The 25,319-nt window shown below is 63.2% G+C and carries 21 protein-coding genes; 18 read left to right on the plus strand and 3 right to left on the minus strand.

The window, feature by feature from the left end:
* Positions 1–87: 87 nt before the first annotated feature.
* Positions 88–1,107 (minus strand): SDR family oxidoreductase, encoded by a 1,020-nt coding sequence (locus PLZ73_10850; GenBank protein ID HOO78370.1) that lies wholly within the window; start codon positions 1,105–1,107, stop codon positions 88–90.
* Positions 1,104–2,702, minus strand: a complete 1,599-nt coding sequence (locus PLZ73_10855) for a hypothetical protein (GenBank protein ID HOO78371.1) — start codon at positions 2,700–2,702, stop codon at positions 1,104–1,106. Before PLZ73_10855 ends, PLZ73_10850 begins: the two co-directional genes overlap by 4 nt.
* Positions 2,703–2,782: 80 nt before the next feature.
* Here PLZ73_10855 and PLZ73_10860 point away from each other — a divergent pair, with 80 nt between their 5' ends.
* The 18 genes from PLZ73_10860 (at position 2,783) to PLZ73_10945 (ending at position 23,512) form a co-directional block, all read left to right on the plus strand.
* Positions 2,783–3,589, plus strand: coding sequence for a transketolase (locus PLZ73_10860; GenBank protein HOO78372.1), 807 nt, complete (start codon positions 2,783–2,785; stop codon positions 3,587–3,589).
* A complete protein-coding gene (locus tag PLZ73_10865; protein HOO78373.1) occupies positions 3,586–4,512 on the plus strand; it encodes a transketolase C-terminal domain-containing protein in 927 nt (308 codons plus the stop codon). Before PLZ73_10860 ends, PLZ73_10865 begins: the two co-directional genes overlap by 4 nt.
* Positions 4,509–5,624, plus strand: a complete 1,116-nt coding sequence (locus tag PLZ73_10870) for a radical SAM protein (protein HOO78374.1) — start codon at positions 4,509–4,511, stop codon at positions 5,622–5,624. The genes PLZ73_10865 and PLZ73_10870 overlap by 4 nt, the downstream gene beginning before the upstream one ends.
* The gene (locus PLZ73_10875) at positions 5,594–6,385 is read left to right on the plus strand and encodes a glycosyltransferase family 2 protein (GenBank protein ID HOO78375.1); all 792 of its coding nucleotides are present in this window, start codon (positions 5,594–5,596) and stop codon (positions 6,383–6,385) included. The genes PLZ73_10870 and PLZ73_10875 overlap by 31 nt, the downstream gene beginning before the upstream one ends.
* 28 nt (positions 6,386–6,413) lie before the next feature.
* On the plus strand, positions 6,414–7,526 hold the full coding sequence (locus PLZ73_10880) for a radical SAM protein (GenBank protein ID HOO78376.1): 1,113 nt from the start codon (positions 6,414–6,416) through the stop codon (positions 7,524–7,526).
* A 6-nt stretch (positions 7,527–7,532) separates the two neighbouring features.
* Positions 7,533–8,366, plus strand: coding sequence for a transketolase (locus PLZ73_10885; protein ID HOO78377.1), 834 nt, complete (start codon positions 7,533–7,535; stop codon positions 8,364–8,366).
* Positions 8,363–9,301 (plus strand): transketolase C-terminal domain-containing protein, encoded by a 939-nt coding sequence (locus PLZ73_10890; protein HOO78378.1) that lies wholly within the window; start codon positions 8,363–8,365, stop codon positions 9,299–9,301. The genes PLZ73_10885 and PLZ73_10890 overlap by 4 nt, the downstream gene beginning before the upstream one ends.
* Positions 9,298–10,359 carry a radical SAM protein gene (locus tag PLZ73_10895; protein HOO78379.1) on the plus strand — a complete coding sequence of 354 codons (1,062 nt, stop codon included), beginning with the start codon at positions 9,298–9,300 and terminating at the stop codon, positions 10,357–10,359. Before PLZ73_10890 ends, PLZ73_10895 begins: the two co-directional genes overlap by 4 nt.
* 10 nt (positions 10,360–10,369) lie before the next feature.
* Positions 10,370–11,413, plus strand: coding sequence for a radical SAM protein (locus PLZ73_10900; GenBank protein HOO78380.1), 1,044 nt, complete (start codon positions 10,370–10,372; stop codon positions 11,411–11,413).
* On the plus strand, positions 11,410–13,800 hold the full coding sequence (locus PLZ73_10905; protein ID HOO78381.1) for a hypothetical protein: 2,391 nt from the start codon (positions 11,410–11,412) through the stop codon (positions 13,798–13,800). The genes PLZ73_10900 and PLZ73_10905 overlap by 4 nt, the downstream gene beginning before the upstream one ends.
* Complete coding sequence (locus PLZ73_10910; protein ID HOO78382.1) at positions 13,800–15,032, plus strand: DegT/DnrJ/EryC1/StrS family aminotransferase; 1,233 nt, start codon at positions 13,800–13,802, stop codon at positions 15,030–15,032. The genes PLZ73_10905 and PLZ73_10910 overlap by 1 nt, the downstream gene beginning before the upstream one ends.
* 153 nt (positions 15,033–15,185) lie before the next feature.
* On the plus strand, positions 15,186–16,220 hold the full coding sequence (locus PLZ73_10915; protein ID HOO78383.1) for a radical SAM protein: 1,035 nt from the start codon (positions 15,186–15,188) through the stop codon (positions 16,218–16,220).
* A gap of 152 nt (positions 16,221–16,372) precedes the next feature.
* The gene (locus PLZ73_10920) at positions 16,373–17,371 is read left to right on the plus strand and encodes an NAD-dependent epimerase/dehydratase family protein (protein ID HOO78384.1); all 999 of its coding nucleotides are present in this window, start codon (positions 16,373–16,375) and stop codon (positions 17,369–17,371) included.
* 57 nt (positions 17,372–17,428) lie between these two features.
* Positions 17,429–18,550 (plus strand): DegT/DnrJ/EryC1/StrS family aminotransferase, encoded by a 1,122-nt coding sequence (locus PLZ73_10925; GenBank protein ID HOO78385.1) that lies wholly within the window; start codon positions 17,429–17,431, stop codon positions 18,548–18,550.
* A 73-nt stretch (positions 18,551–18,623) separates the two neighbouring features.
* On the plus strand, positions 18,624–19,724 hold the full coding sequence (locus PLZ73_10930; GenBank protein HOO78386.1) for a DegT/DnrJ/EryC1/StrS family aminotransferase: 1,101 nt from the start codon (positions 18,624–18,626) through the stop codon (positions 19,722–19,724).
* Between the two features lie 303 nt (positions 19,725–20,027).
* On the plus strand, positions 20,028–21,473 hold the full coding sequence (locus tag PLZ73_10935) for a radical SAM protein (protein ID HOO78387.1): 1,446 nt from the start codon (positions 20,028–20,030) through the stop codon (positions 21,471–21,473).
* A gap of 34 nt (positions 21,474–21,507) precedes the next feature.
* Positions 21,508–22,503 (plus strand): glycosyltransferase family 2 protein, encoded by a 996-nt coding sequence (locus tag PLZ73_10940; protein HOO78388.1) that lies wholly within the window; start codon positions 21,508–21,510, stop codon positions 22,501–22,503.
* 1 nt (position 22,504) lies between these two features.
* Positions 22,505–23,512: a radical SAM protein gene (locus PLZ73_10945; GenBank protein ID HOO78389.1), complete on the plus strand. Its 1,008-nt coding sequence runs from the start codon at positions 22,505–22,507 to the stop codon at positions 23,510–23,512.
* 27 nt (positions 23,513–23,539) lie between these two features.
* Here PLZ73_10945 and PLZ73_10950 read toward each other — a convergent pair whose 3' ends face one another.
* Positions 23,540–24,883 (minus strand): hypothetical protein, encoded by a 1,344-nt coding sequence (locus PLZ73_10950; GenBank protein HOO78390.1) that lies wholly within the window; start codon positions 24,881–24,883, stop codon positions 23,540–23,542.
* Positions 24,884–25,319: the final 436 nt, after the last annotated feature.

Here is a 25,319-nt window from a genome sequence, read left to right on the forward strand (position 1 = left end):
TCCATGCCCTATGCTTTCTCGACCATGAAGGACATGAAGATCATGAAGGGGGACGGAAGAGGGTGAGGTTGAGGGGCACGCTACGCCCTATGCTCCATGCTCTCTGCTTCCTTCCTCCCCCGCCTTCCCCAGGTATTCGAACCATTCCCGGGTCGCCTCCCCGATGCTTTCCGGGGTCCAGACCGGCGCTTCCCGCCAGTAGTCGATGTTTTCGAGCATGATCCCGACGCCTTCCTCGATCGGGACCCGGGCTTCCCAACCCAGTGCCCGGCGGATCTTGGAAACGTCGGCGTGGGTGCAGTCCGGTTCCCCGGGCCGTTTGGGGATGTGGATATGTCCCCCCCCCAGCAGCTCGACCAGGCGGTTGACGCTGACCGGCCGGCCGCTGCCCACGTTGAAGATCTCGCCCGAAACATCGGACTGGGCAGCGGCCAGGCAGGCGGCGGCCACGTCGGTGACGAAGGTGAAGTCCCGGGTCTGTTCGCCGTCGCCGACCACGGTGAAGGGCTCCCCGGCCAGTTTCTGGGCGAGGAAGACCCCGAAGACCGCCCCGTAGGTCCCGGAGGTGCGGGAGCGCGGGCCGTAGACGTTGAAGAAACGCACGGAAACGGCGGGAAGCCCGTAGACTTGAGCCCAGTGCATGACGTACTGCTCGCCCACGTTCTTGGTCAGAGCGTAGGGGTACTGGGGCCGGATCGGCGCCGTCTCCGGGGTCGGGTAGGCGTCGGGGATGCCGTAGCAGGACGAGGAGGCGGCGTAGACGAGGCGCTTGACGCCGGCCGCCCGCGCGGCCTCGAGCACGCTGATGGTGCCGTCGACGTTGGATCGGTGGTAACCGAGCGGGTTGCGGATGGAGGGGACGATGTCGGCCAGAGCGGCCAGGTGGAAGACCCAGTCCGCGCCGTCGAAGAGGGGGAGCAGGGAGGCGTGGTCGACGATATCGAGCTTATGGAAGCCCGGTCGCCGCTCGGTGCGCAGCAGGTTCAGGTTCTGTTCCCTCCCGGTGGAAAGGTTGTCGATCACCTCCACGTCGTGGCCCTTCTCCAGGAGCAGTTCGACCAGGTGGCTTCCGATGAAGCCCGCGCCTCCCGTCACCAATGCCTTCATCGTTCTTCTTCTCCCGCGTCTGGGGGCGGGGTCGCGGTGAGCCGCCCCGCGATTCTCCTGATCCGGACGGGGTCGGCGGGCCCGATCGTCCAGACCGCGTTCTCGGGGCGGTCGGTGAAGGAAGCCAACTCTTCCCCGCTGAAGATCCACTGGTAGGTGCCCTGGATCATGCCCAGCTTGGCCATGGTCCGGTTCCAGCACAATTGGGGGAGCTTTTCCGTCACCGCCGGATCGATGTAGAGCCGCGCCGAGGGGTTGATCCGCCCGTCGTCCAGATGAGTTTTGACGTTCTTCAGCAGGTTCCCCAGCGGGGCCAGTTGATCGCTGATGACGCCGGAATAGGTCCAGGAGAGGTAGGCGTTGGCGGCGATCAGGGGCACCGCCGCCAGGGCGATCACGGCCTTTTCCCGCCGCCGGGGCCGGAACAGCCCGCAGACGAGGACGATCCCGGCCATGACGGCGAGGGCGTTGGGAACGAACTGATAGCGGAACTGGGTGTAGGGGTAGATCACCAGGTTGGTGGTCAGGCGCGCTGCCACGACCACGAAAAAATAGCTGAAATAAAGGTAGAGGAGCAGCCCCAGCGCCGCCGCCGTCCCCCCCCGTTTCCGCAGCCGGAGTCCCACGAGCCCGGCGGCGCAGAGGCAGAACCCCGCCGCCCCCGCCCAGATGATCTTGAGGTAGAGGCCCGAGGACCAGCGCAGCAGCATTCCCCCCATGTCCACGTTGTCCGCCACCGTGGCCGGTATGGGGAGGATGGGGAGGAGGTTGACCGCCACGCTGTTGTAGAGAAGGTTGAAGAAGACCCCGGCCGCGGCCAGGAGGAGAAGCGGAACCGAGGGGATGTCCGTTCTTCCCATGTAGGAAGCGGCGCCGCGGCTGAGCAGGACCGCGCCCAGATAGCAGATATAGACGGCAAGCACGGCGCCGGCGACCAGGAGCAGCCCGGCCCGCCGCGAGCGGTTCCCCCGGGCCGGATAAAGGGCTTCGACCCCGACCAGGACCGCGGGCCAGGGGGCGAAGACTTCGTAGGAAAACATCCCGGGCAGAAAGAGAAGGACGCTTCCCGCCAGCCGCCGTGGGTCGCCGGTGCGGTGGAAGGAGGCGAAGAGGAGAAACCCCCCCAACATGAAGGCGAACCCGGCCAGGGAAGCGAGGTGAAAGGTCCAGGTGACGATGTCGAAGTGGGAAAATAGAAAGGCCAGCAAGGCGGTGAAAACGGCGGCGATCTCGGGGTCGGCGCGGAACACCCTCACCGCCAGGCGGTAGAAGAGAATCAGGCAGAGGAAATACAGGCCGAAGGAGAGCAGGTGGTTCCCCGCGAACCAGGAGCCGAACATCCGGTATTCGAGATAGAGGTAGACGTAAAACAGGGGACGGAAGGTGCCGTGGCCGAAGGGGTCGTAGTTGCAGATCGTCCCCAGCCCGTAGGGGGAATGGGGAGCGTCGACCAGGCGGAAAGCCCAGAAGGCCGGCCAGTAGTCGCTGCGCGGGGGGTTGCGGAACGACGGGTAGTAGATCGCCAGCAGGAGCAGGAAGATAACCACAAAGATACAGGCGCTTCTGAGCCGGGCGCTGTCGCAAAACGTGGGCATTTCCGGAACTCTTGAAATGTTTACACCTTCGGGAGTAAAAACGTATACTACATCCTTTAATCATGGCGGCAAACAGCGAAATGAAGAAACGGGCGGCCGAGACGCGCCGCCGGCTGGTCCGGATGCACAAGACCGGCTCCCACTTCGGTTCGGCGATGTCGATCGCGGACATTCTCACCGTTCTCTACTTCCGCGTCCTCAGGATCGGCTCCCCCGACGACCCCGGCCGGGACCGGTTTCTCCTGAGCAAGGGCCACGCCGCTTCATGCTGGTACGCCACCCTGGTCGCCCGGGGTTTCGCGCCGCCGGAGGTACTGGAAGATTATCTGGCCGACGGCTCCAGCCTGTACGGGCACCCGGTGCGGAACGGGCTCCCGGGGATCGAGGCTTCCACCGGGGCCCTGGGCCACGGGCTCCCCATCGGGGCGGGTATGGCCCTGGCCGCCCGCAACGACGGGAAGGGCTACCGCGTCTTCGTCCTGATGGGAGACGGGGAGACCCAGGAAGGAAGCGTCTGGGAGGGGGCGATGCTCGCTTCCCGGCTGAAGCTGGACAACCTGACGGCGATCATCGACGCCAACAACTTCCAGGGGTTCGACTGCGTGGAGAACATCCAGCCCATCTCCAGCTTCCGTCCGCGCTGGGAAGCGTTCGGCTGGGCGGTGCGGGAAGTCGACGGCCACGACCACGAGCGCCTGGAAGAGGTCCTGGCATCGGTTCCCTTCGAAACCGGCAAGCCTTCCCTGGTGGTGGCCCGCACCGTCAAGGGCAAGGGGGTCGGGGACATGGAAGGAAAGTTCGAAAGTCATTATCTCTCCGTTCCCCGGGATAAGATCGAGACCTACTGCCGGGAGATCGACCGCGCCGCCGGGGAGGAGGAGAGATGAGGCAGGGGTTCATCAGGACGGTGATGGATCTGGCGGCGGAACGCGAGGACGTCTACCTGGTTACGGCCGACACCGGGTTCACCATCCTGGAGCGGTTCCGGGAACGCTATCCCGACCGCTACCTGAACGTGGGAATCGCCGAGGCGGCCATGGTGGGGGTGGCGGCGGGGCTGGCCCTCTCGGGGAAGCGGGTCTTCTGCTACACCATCGTTCCTTTCGCCACCATGCGCTGCTTCGAGCAGATTCGGGTCGACCTCTGTTACCAGAAACTGCCGGTGGCGCTGGTCGGCGTCGGCCAGGGCCTCACCTACGGAACCGCGGGAGCGACCCACCACGCCATCGAGGATATCGCCGTCATGCGGGCGTTGCCCGGCATGACCGTGATCTGCCCCGGCGACGCCCTGGAGACCGCCCGGGCGGTGAGGGCCTCCCTGGAGCTGGACGGCCCCTGCTACATCCGGATCGGGAAGTCGGGGGAGCCGCCGGTTCACGAATCCGAGGATTTCGAATTCGAGATCGGGAAAGGCTGCCTGCTGCGCCCGGGGCGCGGCCTGGCCCTGATCGCCACCAGCAATATGGTCGAACCGGCCCTGCGGGTGGCGGAAGCATTGGCAGCGGCGGGAGAAGACCCGGCGGTGGTGAGCATGCACACGGTCAAGCCCCTCGACCGCGGACTTCTGGAAGAACTCTCCCGGACCTGTCCGCTGCTGGCCACCATGGAAGAGCACTCCCTGATCGGCGGATTGGGGAGCGCGGTGGCCGAAGCCGTGGTCGACGGGAACCTCCCCGTCAAGGTCGTCCGCTTCGGGATCCCCGACACCTACGCCCCGGTGGCCGGCAGCCAGGATTATCTTCGGGAACTCCTGGGGTTCTCCCCCGCCCACGTGGCCGCTCGTTTGAAGGAGGAACTGGTCGAGCAATGAGCTACAACCATAAAAAACTGGCCGCGCGCAGGTATTGGAACCGGGTCCGCACCCTGGCGCACATGCTTTCGATCAAGGCCCTGCGCAAACCGCGCTATCCCTTCTACGTCAACCTGGTGATCAACAGCCGCTGCAACCTCAAGTGCGCCTATTGCTTCGGGAGATATTCCAACCGTCAGCGCCCGGACTGGGACCTCGGCGAACTGAAAAAGCTGATCGACGACCTTCGGCGCCGGGGGACCAGGTATATCCTGGTCCAGGGTGGCGAGCCCCTGCTCTACAAGGAGCTGGGAGAACTCTTCCGGTACATCGACTCCAAGGGGATCGTGACCGCCATCGTCACCAACGGCCAGTTTCCCGAACGGCTCCGGGAGATCCCGGAAATAGCCCTCCTCGACAACGTCTGCTTCTCCCTGGACGGGGCCCGGGAAGGAAACGACCGGGTCCGGGGCCAAGGAACCTTCGACAAGGTCATGGAGTCGATCAAGGTGGTCCAGGATACGCACAAGGTCCCGGTCAGGATCAACACCACCGTGACCAAGTACACGGTTCACGACGTCGACTTCATGGCGGAGATGGTCCGGGAGAAAAACGTGGAGTGGGGGATCAACTTCCTCTTCAAGGGGGACGAAACCCTGGAGGGGGAGGACCTGGCCCCCGAGGACGAGGACATCATCGCCTACCAGAACAAATTCGTGGAGTATATCCGGCGGGGGTACCCCATCTTCAGCACCACCAAGATCCTGCGCTACACCCTGGACTGGCCCGTTCCCTACACCCGCAAGTACCTGGGGAAAGCCGAGTCCCTGAAACTCATGGGGAAACGGTGCATCGAGTGCCAGTACGGGAACTACGAACTCGTGATCGACGAGGACGGCTGTCTCTACCCCTGCCAGGGGATGCAGGGCCAGTTCGACGCCAAAAACCTGCACGAGGTCGGGTTCGACGAGGCCTTCAAGCACCTGGAGACCAAGCCCTGCTACACCTGCTACCTGGTCTCGATGATCAACACCTCGGCCATGATCAACTGGGACCTCGACGTCATCGCCGAAACCGTCCGGGGGACCTTCCGGAGCCGATTATGGAAAAGCCGGAAAGCCGTTTCGCGATAACCCTGGTCATGCCCGCCCTCGACGAGGAGGCGAATATCCGCCCGGCGCTGGAACGGTGCCTGGAGGCCTACGACCGGATGGGGATCCAGGGCGAAGTCCTGGTGGTGAACGACGGTTCGACCGACCGGACACCCGAACTGGTGCGGGAGGTCGCCCGGTCCGACCGGCGGGTGAGGATGATCGAGCACGATCGGCCCCGGGGGATCGGGGCTTCGTTCCGCGACGGCGTGGCCGCCGCGCGGGGGGAGGCGGTGGCGATGATGCCCGGGGACAACGAGAACGACCCGGCGGAGATACTGCGCTTCCTTCCGCTCCTGGACGAAGTCGACCTGGTCGTTCCTTTCGTTTTCAACCGGGAGGTGAGGGGAAGAAAACGGAACTTCTACTCCGCTCTTTACCTGGCCATCGTCAACCTCACCTTCGGGCAGAAGTTCAACTACACCAACGGGACCGTGCTCTACCGCCGCTGCGTCCTGCTGGATTCGCCCAACCGCAGCGACGGGTTTTTCTTTCAAACCGAGAACCTGGTCCGGGCGGCCCGGCGCGGGTATCTGTTCGCCGAGGTCCCGTACCGCTTGGACGTGCGGGAGACGGGCGCCTCCAAGGCCGTTTCCCTGAAATCCCTGAAGCGGATCGCGGCCGATTACCTGGCCTTGATCGGGGAAGTCTACGGGGCCGGCACGCCGCCGCCCCCCGCCGAAGGGTCGGTGACCCGGCTCCGGCGGGGGCCGGAGACCGCGCCTTCCCCGGCACCGCGTTGATGCATTACCGCAGTACAGGAAAAGTATCATGACCGAAAAAAACCTTATTCTCGACGGGCACAAGCTCATGTGGCACCTCGATCGGGTCAAGGCTTGGCTGGCGGGCGAGCGGATCGCCCCCATCACCATCGACTGCGCCCTGACCCGGCGTTGCAACTACAACTGCGTCTACTGCTACAGCAAGCTCCAGGAACACGACGACCACCGTATGACCAAGGACGTGATCTTCCGTTTTCTCGACGATGCCGCCGAAATCGGGGTCAAGGCCATCAGCTTCGTCAGCGACGGGGAGAGTCTCTGCTCCCCCCATATCTACGACGCCGTCCTCCGGGGAAAAGCCAACGGCCTGGACATGGCCATGGGCACCAACGGCTACCTCCTGAAGACCGAGCGCCTGGAAGAGGTGCTCCCGGCCCTGACCTACCTGAGGTTCAATATCTCGGCCGGCGAAGCCGACCGCTACGCCGAGGTCATGGGCTGCCGGAAGGAGTGCTTCGACCGGATCTGCGAGATCATCCGCGAGTGCGTCCGGGTCAAGCGGGAGAAGGAGCTGCCCGTCACCCTGGGGCTGCAGATGGTGCTCATGCCCCAGTTCCGCGACCAGGTCATCCCCCTGGCCCGGCTGGGCCGGGAACTGGGAGTGGACTACACCGTGATCAAGCACTGCAGCGACGACGAGTTCGGCCACCTGGGGGTGGACTACTCCAAGTATTTCGAACTGACCGACCTGCTCAAGGAGGCCGAGGGTTATTCCACGGAGGAATATACCGTTCAGGCCAAGTGGTCGAAGATCATGAGCGGCGGCGGCCGGCGCTATTCCCGCTGCTACGGCGCTCCCTTCATGCCCCAATTCTCCGGGTCGGGGCTGGTCGCCCCCTGCGGGATGCTGTTCAACAGCCGCTACGCGGAAAAGTTTCACATCGGCAGCATCATCGACACCTCCTTCAAGGAACTGTGGCGGTCCGACCGTTACTGGGAAGTGATGGACTTCATCGCTTCGGAGGCGTTCGACGCCCGGACCGATTGCGCCTGCCTCTGCCTCCAGCACAAGATCAACGAATTCCTCTGGGACGTCAAAGAGGGGCTGATAGAACTCAAGGAGCCCTCGGGCGAACCTCCCCAACACATCAACTTTATCTAGGTGACCATGTCGGAACGCATGAGCGGCGACGCCCTCCGGGCTCGAAGCGCCGAGCTGAGAAAACTGATCGTCCGGGCGATCTGCCGGACGCCGGGCGGGCACCTGGGCGCGGCGCTTTCCATCGCGGACCTTTTGACGGTTCTGTATACCGACATTCTCGCGGTCGACCCCGCGCGCCCCGACGACCCTTCCCGGGACCGGTTCGTTCTCAGCAAAGGCCACGCCGCCGTGGCGCTCTACGCCGCCCTCTACCAGGCCGGGTTTATTTCCCGGGAAATTCTGGACTCGTTCGGGTCCCGCGGAACCGTTCTGGGCGGCCACCCGGACATGCACAAGGTCCCGGGCGTCGAGGCTTCCACCGGCGCCCTGGGCCACGGCCTGTCCTTCGGGGTGGGGACGGCGCTGTCGGGCCGGCTGGAGAACCGCGGGTTCCGGGTATTCGTTCTGCTGGGCGACGGCGAGTGCCAGGAAGGCAGCGTATGGGAGGCCCTTCTTTTCGCCCCCGCGCATGCCCTGGACAACCTCACCGTCATCGTCGATTACAACAAGCTGCAGGCCATGGACAGACTGGAGAGCATCGTTCCCCTGGAGCCGTTGGCCGACAAGCTCCGGGCCTTCGGATGGGAAGTACGCGAAATCGACGGGCACGACGTCGACGAGATCCGGGAAACGCTCTCCCGCGTCCCCTTGGCGCCGGGCAGACCGAGCGCCATCGTCGCCCACACCGTGAAGGGGAAGGGGATATCGTTCATGGAGAACGTCCCCATCTGGCATTACCGTCTCCCCGACGAAGAAGAGCGCAGGATCATCTGCCGCGAACTGGAGATGGAGGGGCTGTGAGGAACGCGTATCTCCAGGCGCTGACCCGGCTGGCGGCCGAAAACGACCGGATACTGGCCCTGGTGGCCGATAACGGGGCCATCGTCTACGACGAGTTCAGGCGCCTGTACCCGAACCGGTTCATCAACTTCGGCATCTCCGAAGCCAATATGGTCGGAGCCGCCGCCGGGCTGGCCTCCTGCGGGTGGGTCCCCTACGTCTACACGATCTCGGGGTTCATCACCATGCGGGCTTTCGAGCAGGTCCGCAACGATCTCTGCTACCAGGAGATGAACGTCAAGCTGGTGGGGATCGGGGCCGGGTTCGTGTATTCCGATCTGGGGCCGACCCACCACGCCACCGAGGATTTAGCCCTGATGAGGGCGCTCCCGGGGATGACCGTCCTTTCGCCCGCCGACGGGCTGGAGGCCAGGAAAGCCACCCGGGCGGCGGCGGAGATACACGGTCCGGTCTACCTCCGTCTCTCCCGGGGAAATTCCCCGGCGATCTACGCCGGGGAGTACGACTTCCAGGTGGGGAGGGGAGTGGTTCTGCGGGAGGGGACGGACGTGGCCCTGCTCGGCACCGGCGAGATTGTACGGGACGTACTGACCGCCGCCGAACTCCTGGAACGGGAAGGCGTTTCCGCCCGGGTGATCAACATCCACACGCTCAAGCCCCTCGACCGGGAGTTGATAGCCGCCGCGGCCGCGACCGGCGCGGTGGTTACGGTGGAGGAGCACAGCATCATCGGAGGGTTGGGGAGCGCCGTGGCCGAGGCCCTCCTCGAAGAGAACCGCGGCGGCACCGCCTTCGTCCGGCTGGGCCTGCGCGACCGCTTCGCCGAGGGCTACGGCTCCCACGCCGAAATGAAAGAGATGAACGGCCTCGATGCCGCCGCCATCGCCCTTGCCGCCCGCGGCCTGGTCCGGAGGGGGAAATACTCCGCACCATGAGAACCGGCCTGACCGTCAAGCGGGCGCGGATGCTGTTGAACATCCTGCATTGCCACCTGGTCGGCCGGCGGCAACCGATCAACGTCTATCTGGCGGTCACCAACCGCTGCAACCTCAGATGTTATTACTGCTACGGAGAATATCCGGAAAGAAAGGACTGGAAGGAATTCACCACCGATGAGCTCCTGACTCTGATCGACGAGTTGGGGCGCCACGGAACCCGGCTGCTTCAACTTCAAGGGGGGGAGCCGTTATTGCGGGAGGACATCGGAACGCTGGTCGACCGGGTCCGGCGCAATGGGATCATCTGCGATATGATCACCAACGGGATCCTGGTGGAACGGAAGCTCGACGTCGTCAAAAAGCTGGACTCCATCTGCATCAGCCTGGACGGGAGGGAGGAACTGAACGACCGCAACCGCGGCTCCGGAACCTTCGCCAAGACCATGCGCGCGATCGAGCTGGCCTCGTCCCACGGCGTGCCCACCCGGATCAACGCGGTGCTGACCGCCGAGACGACCGACGCCGACTTGGATTTCCTGGCCTCGGCCGCCCGGCGCTTCGGAGCCCTCTTGAATTTCTCCCTCTCGTTTCAGTACGAAACGCTCAAGGAAGGCGGCCCCTCCCACCACCTGGACATTCCCGATGAAAAAATCCGGGATTTTCTCCGGCGGATCAAGGCGCTCCAGCAATGTAAATACCCGATTCAATTCACGGAGCGTGCCCATGACGTGGCCTTGCGCTGGCCGTTTTCCTACCAGAAAAGAATGGCCCGGGCCTCGGAGCTGCCGGAGGGTTTCAGCTATCCCAAGTGCTACCACGCCGATTACGTCGTCTTCATCGACGGCGACGGGAGCGTGTACCCCTGCTGCAACTTCTGGGGCAAACCCCGCTGGAACATCCGCGAACACGGCTTGACCGCCAGCCTCAACGGGTTGAGCCGAGAAGGATGCGAATCCTGCTATATCCTCTCCTACATAGACCGCAATCTGGTTTTCGGAATGAGGCCTTCGACCCTGTTTCATTATGTCGTGCGGGCCCTGCGGGAACTGGCCTAGGAGGGGGACCGTGACTCTGGGCAAGGAGATCAGGGCGGCCGCCGGTTTGACGCGGGCCCGCCTTCTCCGGCGCCGGGTTCCGTTTTTCGTCCAGCTCATGCCCACCGAGCGCTGCAACCTCAGGTGCCGGTACTGCTACGCGGAATTCGGGCACCGGGTCCGGGAGGACTTTCCCCGGGACCGGATTCTCTCGGTCATCGACGGACTGGCGCGCCTGGGGACGAAGGTGATCATGGTCGCGGGCGGAGAGCCGACGCTCTACGAGGGCTTGGGAGAGATGATCGAGCGCATCAGCGGCCACGGGATCGAATGTTCCGTCAACACCAACGGCCTCCTCGTTCCTCGGCGCCTGGCGGAGCTGGAGCGGGCCGATATGCTCAGCATCAGCCTGGACGGGCCGCCGGAAATTCATGAACACTACCGGGGGAAGGGGACCTATGAACGGGTCCTGGCGGCGGCGGAGTCCGCCCGCGCCCGGGGGCTGCGGGTTCAGTTTCAATTCACGCTCACCCGCGAGCCGATCCGGGCGTTTCGCCACGTTCACGAGATCGCCGAAAGAATGGGCTGTTTCATCGGGATCAATTTTCTCCGGCCCCAGGAGCGGATCGACGGGACCCGGGTGGAGGCGGAAGAAGCCGGCGACGAAGAAATCCGCGAGTTTATCGGTTGGCTGGCGTCGGAACGCCCCGCCACCGTTCCCTACCCGGGGTATTTGTTTTCCTACGTGCTCCGCTGGCCCTACGGATACGGGCGCCATTTGATCCGCGACCGGGCCGAGCTGAACGGGTTCAAGCCGATAGTCTGCCGTTCCGGAAACTATCTCGTCGCCATCGACAACGTAGGCGACATCTATCCTTGCACCAAGCTCTTTTACAGCGAACCCCTGGGCAATTGTCTCGACGGCGGCATCGAGCGGGCCTGGGCGAACCTGGCTCCCGTGCGTTGCCAGGCCTGTCTCGATTTGGGGTGCAACCTGATGAACGGTTTTCTGGGCCTGCATCCGCGCTCTCTCATCGGACTCTCCTCGGCCTGGCTGCGGACGCGTCATCGATGAAAACGCCTTCGCCGTGGCTGTGGGTGGTCCTCGGGGCCGTGGCCCTGGTCCTGGCTCCCATGCTGTTCGGGTGGCTGGGCGTTTTTTTCGACGATTACTACGAAACCTTCAGCAACCTCGATTTTCTCGCTGAAACCGTCAAAGACGGGCACCTGCCACTGTGGGACCCCCATGTCTTCGCCGGCGGAAGGGTCAATTATCTCCCCAACACCCGGGTCTGGTATTGGCCCCTGTATCCTTTCTACCTGTTAGCGCCCTCGGGGGACGTCGACGGAGCATATTTCTGGCTGATCAAGCTCCCTCTCCTGGTTCACTGGCTTCTGGCCGCGCTGGGAGCATGGCTTCTGGGCCGGCGCGCCATCCGCCTCGGTCCCGAAGGCTCCGCCGCCCTGGCCGTCGTCTACGCCCTGGGAGCGGGGATGACCTACAATATCTGCGATCCCAACACCACCTACGCCGTGGCCTGGGTCCCCTGGGCATTGTTCGGAATCGATTCCCTGGCCCGCGGCGGCCGGGGACCCGGAGCTGCGGCGGGCGCGCTGGCGGTGGCGTTCATCGGTCCCTGCGGATCCGACGTCCGCGCCATTTTCAGCCTGGCCGCGATTGTCGCGCTGGTCGCGGTTCTGGCGCTTTTTTCCTGGGGACAGCGGGACCGGAGATACGCGTGGAAACTGTGCGCCGCGGCCGCGGTCGTGTTGGCGCTGGGTTTTCTCCTCTCCGCGCCTTATTGGTTGGGGATGACGGAGACGGCCAGGGCCTACCGGGCGTCGCCTCTCCTCTCGGAGGCCTGGGCGGCCTCTCCCATGTTCAGTATGCCCTGGCGTCACCTGGCCACCGTCATCGTTCCCGATCTGTTCGGGACGCTGACCTGTTCCCAGGGCGTGAAACTGGGGTTCCCGGGCCTCGAAGACTATCTGCACGTGGAAGGGAACCTGACCGGAGGTTACTTTCTGGTTCTGGTCGTGGTCCTGGGCGCGGTGGCCGGCCTTACCCGCCGCGAGAAAGGAAACGACGATCGGTACGTTCGCCTGCGCCGCCGCTGGTGGGGAGCTTCGATCTGCCTGGTGGGGTTCTCCTGGTTGCTGGTGACCGGGAGCTATTCTCCCGTCTACCTGGCCTTGGTCAGGCTGGTCCCGGCCTGCGGGCTCCCCTACGCCGTCCGCTGGCGGATACTCGAGCATCTGGGAATGGCCCTGGCCGCCGGCGTCTCGGTACATTGGCTGTTCGCGTCCCCGCGGCCCCTGCGGCGCTGGGCAGCCGTGGCGCTGGGGGCGCTTATAGCGGGAATTTTTATCAGCCAGGGGATGTATTCTCCCCCGGGGGGGAGGCCGGCGGCCCTGGTGGCCTGGGAACAGTACCGGGGTTGGCTCCTGACCGGTCCCGGAGCTCTGTTGCTGGTCGTGCTCCTGGCCACGGTCCTGGTTGCGGTCTTCAACCGGCGGCGCTGGCTGAAGACGTTTCTCCTGGGGGCGCTGATGGCGGAGGCGGCGGTGCAGGGATTCCTGGTCGTGTATTTTCTGGAGTGGGCCGATGTCCCGGAATGGATCAAATACCGCTATCCCTCGGAGACCGCTTATTACCGGATGACGGCGCCAGCGCCGCTTCCGCTTCCGGTTTCGGGGCCGTTGCGGACGGTATATTATTTCAGCCTGCTCGACCAGACGGCGACGCTTCACGGGGGAGATTACCTCTTCGGGCATTGCTCCAAGCCCCTGGTCCCCCGCCTGCGGGAGGCCGTGGAGGAGGTAGCGACCGGATATCCGTACGCCTTGCGGCTGCGCAACCCCGGGATGCGGTTTTACCCCAACATGAGCGTCGCCCGGATCTGGCTCAAACCGGCGGCGCCGGGGGGTAACCTGGTCGAATACCGGCCGCGGGACGTCCTGCCCCGGGTTTTTACCCAGAACCGCGCGGTGCTGACCGGCCCCGACGAAGCCAGGGAGGAACTGATCCGCGGAGACCTCCGCCAGGCGGCGTTCGTGGAATCCTCGCTCCCCGTGCCCTTGGAAACGATCGGGTACGGGGAGCTCAAGACCCTCGGCAATCCGCAAGCCGGTTTCGACGAGCTGCAACGCCGGAACCGCGTCGAAAAGGTCGGTTTCCCCTCGCCCGCGCGGATGAACGTCGCCATCTCGGTCGAAGTTCCGGCCTTGCTCGTCGCCACCGATGTTTTTCACCCGGATTGGGAAGTCATGGTCGACGGCGCGCCCGCCGCTCCGCTTCGGGTCAATTACATCCAACGGGCGGTCTACCTGGAACCGGGGGAACATGAAGTCGAGTGGTCATTCCGTCCCCCGGCCGTCAGGCGGGGGCTGTGGTTGGTGGCGGTCGGGCTGCTGGGAACGGCGGCCGTGGCGGTCAAGCGCCGCCCCCGGAGGTCCCGTTGATGCCTTTCCCCCGGTTCCGGGTGAGCATGCCGCTTTCGGAGATACCCCGGTTTTTGGGGCCGGTTACCCCCGGAGCGGTCGGGGAGTTCGCCCGGGCGTTTCGGAAATTCGGCGGTTTCGGACCGGTTTTCCCAACGGATTCGGGCCGCTCCGCCTTCAAAATGATCTTAGCCGCCCTGGAGCCGGAACCGGGGGCCGAGATCGTTTTTCCCGCCTACACCTTTCACCCCATGCCGGTTCTCGCCGCGGAATGCGGCCTGGTCCCGGTTTTCGCCGATGTGGAACCGGGAACCTGGAACCTGTCCCCGGAATCGTTTGCCGCCGCGGTCACCTCCCGCACCCGGGCGGTCGTCCCCACCCACCTTTTCGGGGTCCCGGCGCGGATGGACGAAATCGCCGCCGCCGCCCGGGCCCGCGGCATCGCCGTGGTCGAGGATTGCGCCCATGCCCTGGGCGCAGATTACCACGGCCGGCCGGCCGGAAATTCCGGGGACGCGGCGGTATTCACCTTTGCTCCCAGCAAGAACCTCCCCTGCTGGGGGGGCGGCATGATCGCGGCCAATAATCCGGAGCTGGCGGCCCGGTTGGAGGTTCTGACGGCCGCGACGTCTGCGCCTCCCCGGAGCGCTCTCGTCCGCCGTCATTTCGGCAACATGGCGGCGATGCTGGCCACCCACCCGCTTCTGTACGGTTGGACGCTGTACCCCATTACCCGCGCGGCCGCCAGGTCCGGCCGAGACCCCTTCGAAACCAAGTTCATAGAGGAAGCGATTCCTCCCCGGCCCCCTACGGTGCGTCCGCCGGGTCCGGAACGATCGTTTCGGGGAAGGGGGCTTTCTCCGGTCCAGGCCGCGGCGGGGCTTCGCCAGCTCCGGCGGTTTCCCCGCTGGCTGGAGATTCAGCGCGCCCACGCCCGCTTTCTGCGCCACCGGCTGGAAAACCTTGCCCTCCTGCAATTTCAGCAGGAACCACCGGGAGCTAGTTCCTCCTTTCTCTATCTCCGGGTCCGGGTCGAGGACCCGGGGGAAGTGCGCCGCCGCCTGCTTCTTGGCGGGGTGGATACCAAGGCCGACGATATGCGGGACTGCTCCTCGTTGCCGTTTTTTCATGCGGCTTCGTGTCCCGTGGCGGCGCGCCTGGGCGGCCACTGTATCGAACTTCCCTGCAGCCCCCTGTATTCGGCGCAGGATATCGAGAATATCGCCCGGCGAATCATCCGCAGCCTCCGTTGACGTCTGTTCCTGCTGGCCATCGCCGCCATTGGCCTCGGGGCCGGGCGGCGAGCAAGCCGCTTGACTCGCCGGGATTCCTTGAGAGTATAGTCACGATATGAAAGTTATCCCCGACAGCGTCCCGGGAGGGGCGGCTTCCCCGGGAGGAGGCAGATGAAAATACGCGACGGCGCCTACTTCGCCAAGGAAATCGCGCTCATGAACGCTTTCCCTTCCCGGAGAGTTCCCCTGAGCGTGCACGTCGGAGTGACCAACCGCTGCAGCAACCGCTGCCGGTATTGCAACTTCGAATCGCGCCCGCGCGAAGACGAGTGGGAAACCGGGGAACTGCTCAAGGTTCTGGAGGAGATCGGGAACGCGGGCGGCCGCCGGGTTCAGTTCACGGGGGGGGAGCCCATGCTTCGGGACGACATCGGGAAGGTTCTGAACCGGGCCCGGGGACTGGGGCTGTTCACCGGGTTGTCCACCAACGGATTTTCGGTCCCCGGCCGGATCGGGGAACTGCGCGGGGCCGACATGGTCCAGGTTTCCTACGACGGGCCGCCCGAGGTCCACGGCTATCTGCGCGGAGAGAAGAGTCACGCCGAAGCGGTGGCGGCGCTCGACGCCCTGCTGGCGGCGGGAATCCCCGCCTGGATCAACACCGTTCTCACCACCGTCAATTCCGGGCATATCGGGGAGATCGTTGAGTTCGCCCGCTCCCGCGGCATCACGGCCAATTTCGTGCTCCTGGATTTTTTCCTGGAGCCCGGGGGGCATTTCCATCCCGCCCTTTCCCGGATAGAGGGACTGGTTCTTCGCGGAGCCGCGAGGCGGGAGGCCCTGGAGGAGTTGATCGGGTTGAAGAAAGCCGGGGCACCGGTGGGAGGGTCATTGCCCTACCTGGAAAACGCCCGGGACTGGCCCTACGAGGACCGCGTCACCGGACCGGAACCCTCCCGGCTTTACCGCTGTTGGGCGGGCCGGGCCACCGCCCATCTGGAAGCGGACGGGATGCTGTATGCCTGCGGGATGGGCGTGGGCCGCGTGGAAGGCGTGGACGCGAGAAAACTGGGGTTCGCGGAGGCGTGGAAGCGCCTGCGGCCGCTTCCCGGGTGCCGCAGCTGCACCATGGCCTGCGGGGTCGAAGCCAACCTGCTTTTCTCGATGAACCCGCGCGCGGCAATCAACTGGATCGGCTTGGTCTAGGAACAGGAAACCGACCCCGGGCGGGTCGGGGAAAGCTGGAACGGGAGACGGAAATATCCGTCTATTTATTCTTTGCGGCTGGACTGGACTGGAAACGGACGAAGATCTGGGGTATATGTATCATTTCGTAAGATCAACCTGAGGGAGAAAATATGGCGCGTTTCAAGACAGTGATGGTCATCGGCGGAGGGGGGTACGTGGGAGCGGTTCTGGTCCCCAAGCTTCTGGCGGCGGGGTACCGGGTCAAGGTATACGATCTTTTCATCTACGGAACCGAGGTTTTCGACCGGGTGCGCTCCCACCCGGGCTTGGAGTTGATAACGGGCGACGTGCGCGACCTCGTCCGCCTGGAAGAGGCGATGACGGGAGCGGAGGCGATCATCCACCTGGCCTGCATCTCCAACGATCCCAGTTTCGAACTGGACCCGGACCTGGGCAAATCGATCAATTTCGACTGCTTCGAACCTCTGGTCAAGCTGGCCAAGCGCATGGGGGTAAAACGCTTTATCTACGCTTCGTCTTCCAGCGTCTACGGGGTCAAGGAGTGCGAAAACGTTTCCGAGGAGATGACCTGCGAGCCGCTGACCGATTATTCCAGGTTCAAGACCATGTGCGAAGAGGTCCTCCTTCGATACGTCGACGGCGGGTTCGTGGGCCTGATCCTGCGCCCGGCCACGGTCTGCGGTTACTCGCCCCGGCAGCGGCTCGATCTGATCATCAACATCCTCACCAGCCATGCCGTGCTCAACCGCAGAATCATGGTGGACGGGGGGGCCCAGAAACGACCCAACATCCACATCGACGACATCACCGACCTCTACATCCGCTCTCTCGAATATGACGACGATATGATCAACGGCAAGATCTTCAACGCCGGCTACGAGAATTTCCCCGTGGCCGAACTGGCCGAGAAAGTCAAAAACACGGTAGGGGGCGACATCGAAGTGGTGGTCAGGGCCACCAACGATCCCCGCTCCTACCATATCTCATCGGAAAAGATCGCCCGGGAACTCGGGTTCGTCCCCGGCCGGGGCATCGAGGCCGCGGTGCGCGAGTTGAAAGAGGCCCTGGAAGACGGTCGGCTCCGCGACCCCATGAACAACCCCATGTATTACAACATCCGCCGGATGAAGGAAATCAAGTTGAAGTAACCGGCTTCCGGGATTGACCCGGCGCCGCCAGCCCACACCCAAGCAACAGAGATGTCGATGAAAGTTCCGTACTCATACCTCCCGCAACAGTTCGCCGATCCCGAACCGGTCCTCGCAGCCCTGCGCCGGACGCTACTCAAGCATCAGCAATATACCTTCGGCCCCGAACTCGAAGAGTTCGAAAAGAAGATGGCTGGGTATGTCGGGGCCAGGCATTGCCTGGGGACTTCCTCGGGTACGATGTCGCTTTCCCTGCTGCTGAAGGCGGCCGGGGTCGGTCATGACGACGAGGTGATCACGGTCTCCCAGACGTTCATCGCCACCGTCGGCTCCATCGTCTCCGTCGGAGCCCGCCCTTTTTTCGTGGACGTCCTCGACGATTTCACCATGGATCCTTCCTGCCTGGAAGACGCCGTCACCGACCGGACGCGGGCGATCATGCCCGTGCATTACTCGGGCTGCCCGGCCCGGATGGACGAGATCCGGATCATAGCCGACAAGTACGAACTGCCCGTGATCGAGGATGCCTGCTGCGCGATCGGGGGGCGGGTGGGCGGAAAACACGTCGGCCGGTTCGGCCTCGGGGGCGCTTTCAGCATTCACCCCCTGAAAAACCTCAACGCCTGGGGGGACGGCGGCCTGGTGGTCACCGATTCCGACGAGGTCCGCGACCGGATCGGCCTGCTCCGGAACCACGGATTTTCCGACGGGCGGGACCGGGTCGACGTCTTCGGATTCAACGCCCGGCTGGACACGATCCAGGCCGTCGTGGCCGACTGGCTTTTCCCCCGGATCGACGAGATCACCGACGCGCGGATCGCCCATGCCCGGCGTTACGACGAAGCTTTCGGGGGACCGGAGTTCGAAGGGCTGATAACCCTCCCCCCCCGCCGCGCTGACGCTCGGCACGTGTATCATATGTACATGGTTCTGGCCGAAAACCGGGACGAACTCCTGCAGTTTCTTCAGAGCCGCGGGATCGAAGCCAAGGTGCATTACCCCATCCCCGTCCACCTGCAGAAGGCCAGCCTGGATCAGCCGGTCCCCTTCGGCCGCACCGATCTGAGCCGCACCGAAGCGCAGTGCAAGTCCCTGATAACCTTCCCGGTTCATCAACATCTGGACGACGAGCAGATCGAATACGTCATCGACTCGGTCGGGGAGTTCTACCGGGGATGATCGGCGGCCCGGTGGCATTGACGGCCGTTCCGGCCGGGTCGGTTCGGAAAGCGGGAACGCTTTCCCGGGTGGAATGAAAGTACCCTATGTAGATATCGGCGCCCAGTACGCCCGGAATTCCGGGATTCTCGAAGTCATCGCCGGGGTTCTGGAAAGAGGGCAGTTCATCCTCGGGCCCGAGGTGGAGACGTTCGAGCGGCATTTCGCGGATTTCTGCGGCTGCCGGTTCGCCGTGGGGGTGAGTTCGGGTACCGACGCTCTTTTCCTGGGGCTCAAGGCGTTGGGCATAGGCCCCGGCGACGAAGTCGTTACCGTTCCCAATACGTTCCTCTCCACGGTCGCGGCCATCGTCACCGCCGGCGCGGTTCCGGTTCTGGTCGACGTCGGAGACGATTACAACCTGGATCCGGATCTGCTGGCGGCGGCGGTCGGTCCCCGAACCAAAGCGATTATTCCCGTTCATCTGACCGGCCGCCCGGCCCGGATGAAGGAGATCGCCGAAGTCGCCGCCCGGCACGGGATCAAGATACTGGAAGACGCCGCCCAGGCCGTGGACGCCGCGATCGACGGCGTCAGCACCGGCGCCCTGGGGGATCTGGGCGCATTCAGCCTCCATCCCCTGAAGAATCTGAACGTCCCCGGGGACGGGGGGGTGATAACCCTCGACGACGAAAAGCTGCGCGATCGCCTGCTTCTGTTGAGGAACCACGGTCTGAAAAACCGGAACGAATCGGCGCTGTTTTCATTCAACAGCAGGCTGGACACCCTCAAGGCGGCGGTGGCGGACGCGATGCTGAAAAACGTTCCCGAGATCACTTCCCTGAGGAACCGGTACGCCGCGCTCTATGATGAAGGTTTTGAAGACTTGTCGCCGTTCGTCACGCATCCCCCGAGGCTGCCCGCTCTCCGGGAAGCGTTTCACACCTATGTCGTTCAAGTCGAGCGTCGGGAGGAACTCATCGAGTTTCTCGCCCGGCGCGGGGTGGAGACGAAAATCCATTACCCCATCCCGGTCCACCTGATGGAAGCATCCCGGGACCTGGGGTACCGAAAAGGGGACTTCCCGGTGGCGGAGGTACAAGCCGACCGGATCGTGTCTCTTCCCGTCCACCAGCATCTTGTCCCTCAGCAGATCGAGTACGTCATCGAATCCGTCCGCGTTTTTTATCGGTAACCCCCCCACCGCGGCTGTCGTCTTGATCCCTAGCCCGCGGACCCGTTGTTCTCACGCAGGGAGAAGCCGAGCGTACCCCGCGAGGGCGGCGACGGACCTGTGCCGGCGCGGCTTTCACGGGGACAGACGGAGTCGTTCCCGTCGGTGTCGGGGCCGGGCGAACCGCTGCCCCGATGAGGGCGGTCTGGGGACCGGGTTGAGATGGATTTTGCCCGGTAAGGTCGGCTATACTGCCAAAATACGGTTCCCCGGCTATCGCGGGCACGTTTGTATTTGGCGGAGATTGGCGCTGAAGAAAAACCGATGATTCTGCTTATTTTTCCCAATCCCAGTCCGTTTCCCTATCATGCCATGACGCCGTTGGCGGTCTTTTCGGTCGGGACCTATCTGGAACAGGCCGGGGTCGAAGTCGAGTATTACGACGAGCGCGTCCAGGACCGGAACGAGTTGGACGCGATTCTGGCCCGGCGTCCCTCTTTGATCGGGATCAGCGCCCTGACCTCGTTTCAGATCGAACGCGGCCTGACTCTAACCCGTTACGTTCGGGAGCGTCTTCCCGGTGTGCCCGTAGCCTGGGGCGGCGTTCATCCCAGCATGATGCCCGAACAGACGCTGGCCCGGCCGGAGATCGATTTCGTAGTGATCCGGGAAGGGGAGGAGACCACCCTCGATCTTTACCGGGCATTGGCTGCCGGCACCGAGGACTTCGGCTCCATCCTGGGATTGGCCTGGAAGAATCCGGCAGGGGATATAACGGTAAACCCGTCCCGGCCTTTTCTCGAGGCCGACCTGCTGCCTTTTCCGTACCAGGGCCGGGCCGCCCAACTTTTCCCGCGGTACCTCCGGCCCGATGCTTCTTTCCCGACGATCGGGTACCAGGCTTCCCGCGGGTGTCCGTATTCCTGCCGCTTCTGTTATAACGATTTCTTCAACCAGCGGATCTGCCGTCGTAAATCTCTCGACAAAGTTCGGGACGAACTGGCCGCCATCCGGGGACTGGGCGCCGACAACATCTTTTTCTACGACGACAGCATGGGCGGCCGCCAGGATCTTCTGTACGACCTGGTCTCGGTCATGAGCGGCCTCTCGTTGAAATGGTCGGCCAGTCCGAGAATCCACTTCATGACCGAAGAGTTGGTCAGGGGGTTCGAACGGACCGGCTGCCAATGGCTGTTTTTCGGGATCGAGTCGCCCCTGGACCGCATGCTGCGCTACATGAAGAAGGGAATCACCCGAGAGCAGATCGAAACCGGCATATCCCTGATGCGAACTTCCTCCATCATCACCACCTACTCCCTGATGGTTGGTTTCCCCGGCGAAACCTACGAGGATTCTCTGGCCGTTCTCGATTTTGCCGACGAACTTCACGAACGTCACCCGTCCGCCGAAATCGTCATTCAACCCTATGCTCCTCTTCCCGGAACCGATCTTTATCAGGAAGCCCTGGAGCACGGTTTCCAGCCGCCTCCCTCGCTCGAAGACTGGAGCCGGTTCACCATGGACAGGATCCACACCCCCTGGCTGAAGAGCCGCCCTCTTTTCGCCAACGTGTATCTCATCTCCTTTCTGGCTTTCCGGTACGAGCATATGCTGGGGGACCTCGACAGCTTCCGCTGGGCCTACCGGATCGCTCACCACCTGGCGGCGTTCCGCTGGAAGCGCCGTTGGTTCCGTTTCTACCTTGAGGGGGCCTGCTATCGGGCGTATAACTCCTTCAGTTACTGGAAGGCCCGGCGGCGGGGGGTCTGAACCGGGCATGACCGCAAGGGAGGAGAGAGCCGGGGTGAAGGATTTGTCGGTGGCGGTGATTATTCCCGTCCATAACGATGCCGGTTGGCTCCCGGAATGCCTGGCGGCCGTGGGGCGGGAGGCGCAACCCCGGGGGTGGGAAGTCGTGGTGGTGGATGACGCCAGCACCGATCGCTCCGCGGAGATAGCCGAGGAAGCGGAGGTCAGGGTCATCCGCCTGGCCGAGAACCGGGGCGTTTCGGTATCCCGCAATACCGGAGCTCACGCCGTGAGCGCCGACATCCTGGTTTTCGTGGATTCCGATGTCGTCCCCGAGCCCGGTTGCCTTCAGGCCATGGTCGATATTCTGAACCGCCGACCGGAGGTGCATGCGGTGGGGGCCTACCCCCTCCCGGGAGACCTCAGTCCGGAATGGAGCTCCCACTTCGTCGGCCTGCGTTCCGCCTGGGGCTATCATTGGGAGAAGGGCGAAACCGAGCGGCCGTTTTCCTCCATTCAGTCGGAATGCGGCGCCATTCGGAGCGAGGTTTTCCGGGAACTGGGCGGATTCGTCGAGTGGTACGGGGGGGTGGGGATGGAAGAGTTTCACATGAGCCATGAAATGGAGCGCCGGGGTTATGGGCACCTTCTCCTGCGTTCCGCCGCCTATAAGCATCATTACAAACGGCTGTGCCGCCGCTGCCGGGCCCTTATGGACCGGACCGCCCGTTGGGTGCCCCTGGTGGTGAGGAGGAAAAAGTTCGAATCCCGGGGGGCGGTGGGAACTTTGGACGCGGCCGCGTCCGCGGTTCTTACCATGCTGATTCTGGCCGGGCTCGTCGGCGGCCTGGCGTGGTGTCCGCTCTGGGCCTTTACCGCCATCATGCTGTTGATTCAGATGGTTATCGAGAGACGATTCCTTTCTTTCTCGGCCCGGATATACGGGCCGGGCATGGTCGTGTATGCGCTCTTCGCCCTTCAGGCGCTCAACCTGGCGATCGGAGCCGGTTTCATCTACGGGCTGTATAAATACTGGGCGAAGGAACGATAATATGTTCCCCCGGCGCATGGGCAATCGAAGCCGCGTCGTCCGGGATTACCTGGGCCGAAACCCGACGATACGGGGATTTCCCCTGGAACTGCAGATCGGGATCACCAATCGCTGCAACCTGGATTGCGTATTTTGCCCCCAGGTCAAGAGCCGCCGCCCCCGGGGGGCGATCGATATCGACTTCCTGGCCGATCTGGTCGGGCAAGCCGCCCCTTTCGTCGATATGATCGACCTCAGTTATGACGGCGAACCGTTCCTCCATCCTCAATGGGACCGTTGCGTACGGGTCTGCCGGGACATAGGAGTCAAAGCCCAGTTCGAAACCAACTGTCTTCTCCTCGACGGGGAGCGCGCCTCCGCGGTCCTGAAATCCGGATTGGCCGCAATCACCCTGAGCATCGACGCCGCCAGCGAGGAAACCTATCGTTCCTTGAAACCGTCGGGGGATTACGGCCGGGTGGTGGCCAACGCCGAGGTTTTTCTCGCTTTGGCGGCCCGGGCCCCCTCCCGCCCCTACATTCAGATCCAATTCGTCTCCACTCCTCAAAATCGACATGAGGCCGCCGCCTTCCGGCGATACTGGGCAGGGAAGGGCGCCGACGCCGTTCATGTCAAACCGATGTTGAATTTCGGCGGCAGCGTCGGTCCAGCCAAGAATTTAGCTGCGGTTCGGCCCTGTATTTTTCTGTGGACGGCCTTAGCGATACAGTGGGACGGGAAGGTACCCCTTTGTTGTCTGGAGATCGAAGGGCGCACCCGAATGGGGGATGCCGCCGAATCGGGCTTGCGGGACATATTTCGGGGGAAAAGCTTCGAGGATGTTCGCCGCCTTCACGTCGAAGGCAATTATCGGCGACACCCCGTTTGCCGGGATTGCTGGGTACCTTCAGTGGCCTGGCCGTTCGTGCTGGGCGCGGCCTTTACCGGGGATCTCTTCCGGCGCAAGATGATAAACCTGCTCGACCGTTTCCGGGCGCCCGATTCCGACCATAGCCGCCGTTCCTCTTAAACCCGCCAGTCGTACCGAGAGCCTTGCTCAAAGCTTATAATGGGGCCACGGGTTTTCCAGCCCATAGAAAGGTCCGGAAAGAAGAAGGACCCAGAACGCGGCCAAGTGGAAGAGTACAACTGTCGTCAGAATGATCTGAACTGTTTTCCCCTTGCGTAAAAGGTCGTTAAAAAATAATCCCAGGCATCCCAGCAGGGCCCCGGCGGCCCCCAGACAATGCCGGGGATAGGTATGGCAAGCCCAGCGTGGTTCCGGGAAAAATATCGAGGCCAGGAAAAGAAAACCGAAGACGGTAACCGCCCATCCGATCAAGGCTAGCCGCCGGGGGTCGTTTATCGAATTGAGCAGAGAAAATACCAAAGCCCCCAGCAAGAGCAGGCTGACGGGCAGGGCGGTAATGAAAATCAGCCGTGTGGCCATGGAATTGGGACGGTCGGGGAGCTGATCGGGCAGCGACCACCAGTTCATATATAGTTTGGACGGCCAGGACAGGTCGGCCGGACAGATTCTCTCGTCGCCGAAGTCTTCCGAGTAGGGAATAAACGGTCGGGACAGGATGGAGGCATACCGGAAGCTGAACATCTCCCATCGGTCGCCCGACCAGTTGTCTTGATGAAACCCCTGGTCGTGGTGGACGATGCTTCCGGTATCGGCCCAATGCCGAAAGTAAATGGGGCACGCCGCCACCGCTACGACGGCTCCGGCCCAGATCAATCTACTCAGAATAAAAACGGGTCGGTCTCCGTAATACCAGTGCCGGGCGATGAAACAAGCCGCAACCGGGAGGAAGAATTGGATGCCGTTGTGTTTGATGGCGGCCGCGCAACCTACCATAAGGGCGATCAAGATCGTGATACCCAAGGTAGGCTTTTCCTTTTTTCCCATAACGACCACCATGTAACCCAGGGCAAGGTTGGCCGGAAGCGCCATCAGGGTGTCGTTGTCCACGGTTACCGACATCGTAACCCAACGGGTACTGGAGGCGAACACGATCAGGCTGAGGAAACGGGCTTTCCCTTCGACTCCGATCCGTCGTAAAAAAGCCGACAAGTACCAGGCCAACCCCAAAAAACAGACCACGTTGACGCCTTGGGCGACCCTGCCGGCCCGGAATCCGGTCCAACTAAGCATCCGCCAGGAATAGGCGCTCAACGAGTGATAGACCAAGCAGTGCTGGGCCGACCGCCATTGAAGGACGTGGGGCCAGTCGCCGGAACGGGCGATATCCTCGACTATCCAGATATGGTCTTCATCGTTAAGAAACTCAGGAAAGCGAAAATAGCTAATCAAGCACGCTGCCGCCAGCAGGGACCAGATCAGCCAATCGGCGGTGATTCGCCGCGGTTTTAAAAATATCCCCACCGGATTCATTATCGTCCACCTCGATACATGTCAACTAGCCTGCGGGTCCGGCTCTCCGGGGTGGTGTAATCATTAAACCACAGCCTTGGCGGGAGGGAAACTTCGAACGAACTGGCTCGGCCAGAACGGTTTTGAAGCAGTTTCGCTGTCTTGCCGGGTTGAGGTATCATACATGATCGGGTAGGCGTATGAAACAAAACACCGGCAAAAGCACCAGCGTATCTTTTCCGGGGGGATACCCGTTTCATTCCGGCTACAGTGCGACGGGAACGCCATCCGGGGATAGCGAAACCAGGCGAGGCAGGAGCGGAAAATGAACGCGGACAACCCCGGCCTGAGTTCGCGGTTCCCTCGGGCGATCCTGCTCCTGGTTACCCTGATTTCCCTCTCTCTGCGGCTATGGGATATCGGCGCGGTTCACTTCCAGTTCGATGAATGGCTGGGG

It is taken from the genome of bacterium (assembly GCA_035380285.1).
Taxonomy (GTDB): Bacteria; Auribacterota; Erginobacteria; order Erginobacterales; family DAOSXE01; genus DAOSXE01.